Raw genomic sequence first — 8,150 nt, forward strand, 5'->3', positions numbered from 1 at the left:
TGGCGACGGATCATGCTTCGGGGGCGGGAGTCGATGGCGCCGAGTCCTCGGGGAACAATGCTGGATTAAAGGGATAGTCGCGGCGGAACTTCCTCAAAATCTTTGCGAAATAACGCTTCAGTTCTTCTGGCATTACGTCCGGCTCAAAGACCGAGTGATTGCCATGACTTAGGACGTCGAGGAGGCGCTGGTGCAATGCAGCGTCATCTGTATCCGAGCCTTCTTTCAGGCACATCGAGAAGTGCCCGTAGCCATGGAAAAGCGCTGTCTTCTCAAGAACTGCACGCATCATGTTGAAATGGTGCGTGAACAAGAGATCGCCTTTTTCAGCCTCATGCAATAGTTTTAAGTTCGCGACGTGATGATAGGACGGAGTGTCGCTCTTCTGCTCTCGCAAAATGAAGCCGCCTGCATCCTTCCCGGTACTAAGAAAGTACTGGACTGCCTTCTTTGGGCTGCCCTTGCGCTCAGCTCTAAGCTCGTTGCTTAGCACGTTGAAAAACAGTGTGTGGTGAGTGGATATGATTACCTTAAGCTTTTTTCCACCACCCTTGAGGAGATGAACCAAATGGCAGGCAACGGCTATGGCGTTGTGTTCGTCGAGAGACGAAATTGGATCGTCGATGTAGACATAGTCTACCCAGTGGTAGGGGCCGGTGCCGTCATCAATCATGGCGAGCTCAACTACGGCAAGAAAGAAGCACCAGATGAATAGATTCTCTTCGCCTCTTGATATCTTGATGTTGTCGGCGATAGTGTCTGGTGGTGAAGAGTGGGTGTCGCGAAAGAATCGAACGATGAATTGCTCCCCGATCAACTCTCCATCGCTGCTTCTAAGCGGAACCTTGTCTAGCTTGAAGTCGAAATCGGCATAGCGATGCAGCAATGGCCGAATTCGGTTCTCCATTTCCAACTCTTCTAGTCCGGCAAAAAAGGTCGACGTAGGGTGAAGCATTAAGTAGCGCTCACTGTCGCTATCGAGATCGTTGTGCCAACTGAAAAGGTCTTCTGTGAAAGCGTTGAAGTAAAGGGTGTCTCGCTTCGTTGTTTCGCCATCAAGGTTGACCTCCTTGCCGAGGCTCTTGAATGTACCGGATAACCGAGTCTTGCCCGCGCCGTTGTAGCCGCAGAGAAGTGCGAACTGCTTAGTTTGCATTTCATTGCGTAGATGACGCGCCAAGGCATCAAGATCGATGAACTTGATCTCATTCATGGTTTAGGCATCCGCTGGAAACGGGAAGAGTTGCTGCAGGAGCCCTTGCTTGTGCAAGCGCAAGCCGGCAAGCCTGTCGCTTTGAGCTGCAATAAGATCGTCAAGTGAGCAGAGACAGGTCGCGATGCGTTGCTGCTCGGCAAGGGACGGAATCACAACTTCTAGATCAATGAAGAACTGGAGGCCGATCGTCTTGATGGTGCTTCCGATGGCGGCCCTTTCAAAATCCGGCTTCATCTTCTGGAGAAGGTGATACAAGAACCAATTCGAGAGCTTACTCTCGTCGCACGTCCACGCGATGAAGTGCTGGCTGACGGCCATAGCTGACCCCATGATTGCGCTTTTGCCGACCCCCGCGTCGCGGCTCACTAACACAGTGCCCGCCGGGTGCAGCACAGCCGACGAATTGTTGATGCCCTTCAGCGAAATCGTGGTTTTTGTTTCGCTAATCAGTCCACTGTCGAGTCGTCGAGAGTCCGCCAGGGAAATCCATCTTATCCCACCGTTGTAATACTCAGGATGCGCCTTGCTCGGCGTATGACCTGAGCCCCTTTTTGCCAGATCTTCAAGCCTACGCTCCTCCCACTCCGGAGCATCCTGAAATTCGTGAAAGCGGAGGTGAGGGAGAGTTTCACCTTCGCGAGGGAAGAGTTGCTGCATAAGCCCGTTTTTGTGGGCCTTGAGCGCACATATCTTTTGGCTTTCGGCTCCGATCAGCTCGTCCAGTGTACTCAGGCATTTGGCGATTTTTTCTTGTTCGGCCGGAGACGGAAGCCAAACGCGTTGCGCACTCAGCTGATGCGGGTAAAGGTGGACAACGGTATCCCCTTGGGCGACCTTCGCGATATCTAATTTTTTCGGACCATTAAGATAGTAGCTAAGAAACTGCCCATTCATGGTTGAGCGAATAACGTTAAGGTCTCCACCAAGTGCGACATCGTCTAAGAGAACGCACGCGGCAGTTGCGATATCGATCTTGGTTTCCCCTGACGATGGGATGATGACGTCATTCGCCTTGCTGAGAAACAACTCCGACGCCGGGACATTTGTTCGCGAGGCGACGGACTGAATTGTTTCTCCGTAAAAGGTGTACAGCTCACCGTAACGGATGCAGGGCTGCGACCCGTTCAAGTCGAGGTCGGCCTTTGAAATGCCTTTTCCCTTCAATATGACCGCTTTTTCACCGAGCTTATGCAGCGACCATCCCTGTTGATCCTGAAACTCCGTAAACCGCAGCTTCGGCGTCATGAATTCATTCGCGCCTTTCTGTGTGTTCTTCGAGTTTTTCATGGTTCGTAGGCGCTCAGGCCGGAAATCTCGCGGCCAGCAGCACGTTTCTTGAGGACACGAACAAGCACATCCATCAGTCCAAGTTCCTTCACCCGCCGCTCCCGCCAGGCGAGACCCAGCGGCCCCATCAGCTCGGTGAGCTGTTCCCCATCGAACACCATGCGCTGCAGGATTCTCTCGACGAAAGCCTCAAGCCGCTCGCGCGCAAGGCCGTGGTTGTCCGCGATCTCAGCGAGCTCACTAGCTTGTCGCGCCTTTTTGAAGCGCTGATACCCATCGCGAATCGCCTTTTCATCGAGCCCTTGCCCGGCCTCCAGCGTACGCACGTAGTCGGTAATCAGTTCGCGCTCGTCAAGGAACTTGGCATCAGCTTCGATCAGCCCGATCAGCTGCTCGCGATTCATCGTCTGCTTGCCCGGTGCCTTGGTCGAGAAGTTGGCCAGCAGCTTGATGATGTAGTCGTAGTCGATCACGGCGGAGGCAAACAGGACGAATTCGAAGTCGAGCTGTTCGATGACGGGGCTGGGCGCCTGGTCGCCGCGTTTGTCCTGCTGCTCCTTGAGGCGTTGGGCGGTCGCGAGGTAGACGCCGCGATAGGCGTTGAGTTCGTCGCGCGGCAGGAGTTGTTCGACTGCCGCCTTGGTTTCCGGGGCGAGGTCGGTGTACTGGTCGAGCTGGGTCTTGAGACGTTGCACTTCACGGAAGCGCTCGATGAAGGCGGCACGCGCCTCGTCACCGCGCAGCGCGGGCACGCTTTCCGGCGTGGGCGGAAGGTCCTGCGATTGCAGGAACTCCCCAAGTTTGACCAGCGCATCTTTCAGTTTCCCGACGACCGTCGGCGCGGGATCGACCAGCCAGATTTCGCGCGCCTTGCCTTCGTCCTTGACGCCGGAGAACAGCGTGATGGCGGTATCTACGGCCTCCTGCTGGGCGCGGAAGTCGAGGATCTGGCCGTGGGGCTTGGTGGCATTCAGCACGCGGTTGGTGCGCGAGAACGCCTGGATCAGGCCGTGGTACTTCAGGTTCTTGTCGACGTAGAGAGTGTTCAGATACTTCGAGTCGAAGCCGGTGAGCAGCATGTCCACGACCAGGATGACGTCGATCTTCTCGGCGCCCTTGCGCGGCAGATCGGCGTTGGGGAACTGCTGGTCCTTGATGCGCTTCTGCACGTCCTGGTAGTACAGGTCGAATTCGCTGACGGTGTGATTGGTGCCATACCGCGCGTTGTAGTCGGCGATGATGGCTGTCAGCGCTGCCTTCTTTTTCTCCGGCTCGTTCTCGTTGTCGGTCCGTTCCTGCTCGAGGTCTTCCGCGAGCTGGGCGATGTCCCTCCTCTCGTCGACGGTCTGCGCGAGTTGTGCCGGTGGCGAGAACACGCAGGCGATGCTGAGTGGAGTGAAGGCCGGATCGGCTGCCTGGTGCTCGGCCTGAATGCTCTGGAAGAGGCTGTAGTACTCGATGGCCTCGTTGATCGATGCCGTTGCAAACAGCGCGTTGAAGCGGCGCACATGGGTGGCCGCGTCGTGCTTGGCGAGGATGGCTTCGACGACGGCGCGCTTGGCGAGGGTCTGGCCGGTCTTCGGCGCGTCCTTGCCGTCGGGCTTGTAGTAGTCCACGTGAAACCGCAGGACGTTTCTGTCCTCGATGGCGTGGGTAATGGTGTAGGCGTGCAGCTCTCGCTGGAACAGATCTACGGTCGTGCGCATGGACGCCTGGTCGCCCGCGATCTGCAGGCGTGAGGCGTTTTCGTCGAAGATCGGCGTACCCGTGAATCCGAACAGCTGGGAGCGCGGGAAGAATTCCTTGATAGCCTGGTGGTTGTCGCCGAACTGGGAGCGGTGGCACTCGTCGAAGATGAAGACGAGGCGTTTCGTTGCCAGTGGTGCGAGACGTTCGCGGTAGTTGCGCCGGTTCGTGGCGTCGAGGGCGAGGCCCAGCTTCTGTATCGTCGTGACGATGACCTTGTCGGACTTGTCGTCGGAAAGCAGACGGCGGACCAGGGTTTCGGTATTGGTATTTTCCTCGACGCAGCCTTCCTGGAAGCGGTTGAATTCCTCGCGCGTCTGCCGATCGAGGTCCTTGCGGTCGACGACGAACAGGCATTTGTCGATCTGGTCGTTGTCGCGCAACAGCGTCGAGGTCTTGAACGAGGTCAGCGTCTTGCCGCTGCCGGTGGTATGCCAGATGTAGCCGTTGCCGCAGTTCTGCTCGATGCAATCGACAATGGCCTGGACGGCATAGATCTGGTACGGCCGCATCATCAGCAGCTTCTGCTCGCTCTGGATCAGCACCGTGTAGCGGCTGATCGTGCGGCCGAGTGCGCATTTCTGCAGGAAGCAGTCGGCGAAGTCGTCGAGATGGGCGATCGGCTTGTTGTCGCGATCAGCGAAGCGGTAGACCGGCAGGAAGCGCTCGTCGGCATTGAATGAAAAGTGCCGCGCGTTGTTATTGGCGAAATAGACCGTGTCGGTGCGATTGCTGACGATGAACAGCTGGAGGAAGCACAGCAACGTGCGCGTATAGCCGTTACCGGCATCGTTCTTGTAGTCGACAATCTGCTCCATCGCCCGGCGCGGGTTGACGCTCAGGGTCTTGAGCTCGATCTGGACGACCGGCACGCCGTTGATGAGCAGCAGCACGTCGAAGCGATGGTGGCTGTAGTCGGTATTGATGCGAGGCTGGTGGACGACCTCGAAGTCGTTCTTGCACCAGTCCTTGATATTGACCAGCGTGAAGCTCAGCGGTGTTCCGTCATCTCGCGTGAAGTCGTTCTTCTCGCGCAAAACGCGCGCGGCGGTGAAGACGTCGGGGGTGACGAGTTCGTCGAGCAGGCGGGTGAACTCGCCGTCGGTGAGGCGCACGCGGTTGAGCGTCTCGAACTTCTGGCGGAAGTTCGCCTCGAGCGTGGCGCGGTCGCGGATGTCGGGACGGTCGGTGTACTTGAGTTCGCGGAGCTTTTCGAGCAGGGCCGTCTCGATGTCGTGTTCCTTGACGCCGGCATATCGGCGGCCGGTGGCGGGCGGGTAGGGGATCTCGGAGGACATGTGGACAGGAGTTCGCCAGAGGCCAGCGGGGTCAGGTAGTGTAGACGCGGCCGCCGGTCGTGGCCCCGCTCGGGCGCGGTTGCGAATGCAACAGACCAAGGTCCCTTCCGCTCAAGCGTGCAGTGAGTGTTGAGGCGGTGGTACTTCGAGGGTGCCAGGGCGGTCTGTCTGGACCCGCCCCAGAGCGACCGGGCGAAGCCCAAGGTCGGCAACGCAAGCGCGTTGCTTCATGGCGCAGTGCAGCGGGTCTGGCGGATTTCCCCATCAGGATTGCGATTCCGCCACCGGTGCGGCAGGCTGCAGCGGCCTAGCATGGCTCCACTCTCCCCCGAAGGACCTGTGCCATGAAATCGCCGAACCGCTTGTCGCTCGTGTCGTCGCGTCTGTTGTCGCGCCCGTTGTCGGGCCTCGTTCTTGCGCTGTTCGCCGGCTTTGCCGGGCTGGCTTCCGCCGCCGATATCCGCATCGACGACCGCGTCGTAGAACCGTTGCCGGGTCGCGACTACAGCATGCGCCTGGATCTGGCCGCGGCGCGTTTCGAGCAGATCGATGCACAGAGCGGCGAAATCCGCAGCCGCGTGTTCAGCGCCGAATGCGCGGCGGCGCTGGCGCCGGGCCTGTGGCTGGCGGTGCCGGCGGACACCGGCCTGGACCTGCTGCCGGTCGGCGTGACGGTCGATCATGCGACCGCGGTCGCGCCGGGCTGCCGTACCGCGCCGGGCCAGGCCGCAACCCTGCCTCCGGCGCTGCTGCAGCAGATCGCCGCGGCTGGCGGTGGAGTGATCTTCGTGAACAACGCCGCATTGGACGCTGCGGCCGAAAGCCGCGTCGCGGTTAGCGAGGCCGCACGCTGATGGCCATGCTGCGCATCGGCATACTCGTGCATGAGGCGGCGATGGCGTCGGCCGTGACCACGCCGCTGGATACGCTGCGCACCGCCAACAAGCTCGCCCATGTGCTCAACCCGGGCGCGCCCGCGCCACTGTCGGTGCGCGTGGTCGCGGCGCGGCCGGGCCCGGTACGGATCGGCAGCGGCATCAGTTTCGACGCCGAGCTCGCGCGCCCCGACGAGTTCGACGTGCTGCTCGTTGCCGCGATCGACTACAGCAACACCGGCGATCTGTGCCGGCGGCTGGATTCCCTCGTCGCCGAGCGCGTGCTGCTGCGGCGCTGTGCCGAAGCGGGCCTGCGCATCGCCTCGACCTGCAACGCGACCCTGCTGCTGGCCGAAGCCGGTCTGCTCGACGGGCGTCGTGCAACGACGAGCTGGTGGCTCGCGAACCTCGCGCGCGAACGCTATCCGGCAGTGGAATTCGCCGTTGAGGAACTGCTGATCGACGACGGCAGCATCGTCACCGCGGGCGCGGCGACGGCGAGCTACGAGCTGGTCCTGCAGATGGTCGAATGGGCCGGCGGCAAGGCGCTCGCGCATAATGTCGGGCGCCTCATGCTGGTCGATCGCGAACGCCAGAGCCAGGCGCCCTACATCAGCCTGGCCCTGGCGCAGCAGCCGCGCCAGGGTCTCGGCGAGCGGGCCGAGAAATGGCTGCAGAAGCGCCTGCACGAGGCGATCAGCGTGCGTGCGCTGGCCGATCATTGCCGCGTCAGCGAACGCACGCTGCTGCGCCGCTTCCACGAAGATTTCGGCGCCACGCCGCTGGAATACGTGCAGAAGCTGCGTGTGGAGCGGGCCAAGGCGCTGCTCGAAACCACTCACCTGTCGTTCGAGGAAATCGTCGGCCGCTGCGGCTACCAGGACGTGTCGAGCTTCCGGCGCCTGTTCAAGCACGTCGTCAGCATGACCCCCAACGACTACCGCGAACGCTATCGGCTGCGCGCGCGCTGAGCTTCGCTGCGGCGCCCGCGCACGGCTTGCGTCGCGCCGGCGCTGCGAGGATCGCTGCTGACAGGGCACTGCTGCAGTACCAGCCCGATCGAGCGCCGCCATGAGCCAGCGATACATCCTGTTGCCGCAGTCCGGCCTCACCAGCGACAGCGGCCCGGACGCCGAGCGTCTCAACGCGCTGGCCGACGCTTTCGTCTACGAAGCGGGCAGCGAACAGGCGATCGACGGCGTCGTGATGTCCGTGCACGATGCCAACTACAACGGCCCGGCCCTCGTGGAAATGAGCGCGGAGGGCGCCGCTGCGCTGGTACACAACGGCTCGCCGGTGCGCGCCATCGCCGAATACGTCTATCCGCATCCGCACGTGGTCACGCTGCACCTGGCGCCGATGTCGCTGGCCGAGACATCCGATGCGACCATGTCGATCACCATGACCTGCGTCGATGCGCAGACCGGAAAGCCGCTGCGTGACGCCCATGTCGGCGCCTACACCGACCTTGCCGCGCGCCGCGGCGACGCAGGCCGCACCGACGCCGCCGGCACGGTGCGGCTGCGCCTGCCGGCCGGACCGCGGATCGAACGCATCGTCGTGGACGCAGGACCGCAGTTCTGGGGCGGCTGCCACGACGACGTGGCGCTGCAGGATCACACCTTGCGCATCGCGCCGCTCGATCCAGCCGCCGACGACGTGCTGCGCCACTACTACCCGGCCAAGGATGCCGCTGCGCGCTTCGATCCGACGACCGGCGTGACGGTC

General features: G+C 61.1%; 6 protein-coding genes. 3 read left to right on the forward strand and 3 right to left on the reverse strand.

Annotated elements, in window-relative coordinates; translation table 11 throughout:
- Positions 1 to 10 precede the first annotated feature (10 nt).
- Genes RUU78_RS21000 through RUU78_RS21010 form a run of 3 tightly spaced genes read right to left on the reverse strand, consistent with a single transcriptional unit; the run spans position 11 to position 5,547 of the window.
- A complete protein-coding gene (locus RUU78_RS21000; protein WP_313919633.1) occupies positions 11 to 1,213 on the reverse strand; it encodes an AAA family ATPase in 1,203 nt (400 codons plus the stop codon).
- A 3-nt stretch (positions 1,214 to 1,216) separates the two neighbouring features.
- Complete coding sequence (locus RUU78_RS21005; RefSeq protein ID WP_313919634.1) at positions 1,217 to 2,503, reverse strand: restriction endonuclease subunit S; 1,287 nt, start codon at positions 2,501 to 2,503, stop codon at positions 1,217 to 1,219.
- Positions 2,500 to 5,547: a type I restriction endonuclease subunit R gene (locus RUU78_RS21010; RefSeq protein WP_313919635.1), complete on the reverse strand. Its 3,048-nt coding sequence runs from the start codon at positions 5,545 to 5,547 to the stop codon at positions 2,500 to 2,502. The genes RUU78_RS21005 and RUU78_RS21010 overlap by 4 nt, the downstream gene beginning before the upstream one ends.
- A gap of 344 nt (positions 5,548 to 5,891) precedes the next feature.
- On the opposite strand from RUU78_RS21010, the gene RUU78_RS21015 reads away from it, so the two are divergent.
- The 3 genes from RUU78_RS21015 to RUU78_RS21025 all read left to right on the forward strand — a co-directional run.
- Positions 5,892 to 6,401: a hypothetical protein gene (locus RUU78_RS21015; RefSeq protein ID WP_313919636.1), complete on the forward strand. Its 510-nt coding sequence runs from the start codon at positions 5,892 to 5,894 to the stop codon at positions 6,399 to 6,401.
- Entirely contained in the window at positions 6,401 to 7,393 is a 993-nt protein-coding gene (locus RUU78_RS21020) for a helix-turn-helix domain-containing protein (RefSeq protein ID WP_313919637.1), read from the forward strand. Before RUU78_RS21015 ends, RUU78_RS21020 begins: the two co-directional genes overlap by 1 nt.
- Before the next feature lie 100 nt (positions 7,394 to 7,493).
- Positions 7,494 to 8,150: hypothetical protein (locus tag RUU78_RS21025; RefSeq protein WP_313919638.1), on the forward strand; the 657-nt coding region annotated here is incomplete at its 3' end.

The organism is Tahibacter sp. (assembly GCF_032229445.1).
Classification (GTDB): domain Bacteria; phylum Pseudomonadota; class Gammaproteobacteria; order Xanthomonadales; family Rhodanobacteraceae; genus Tahibacter.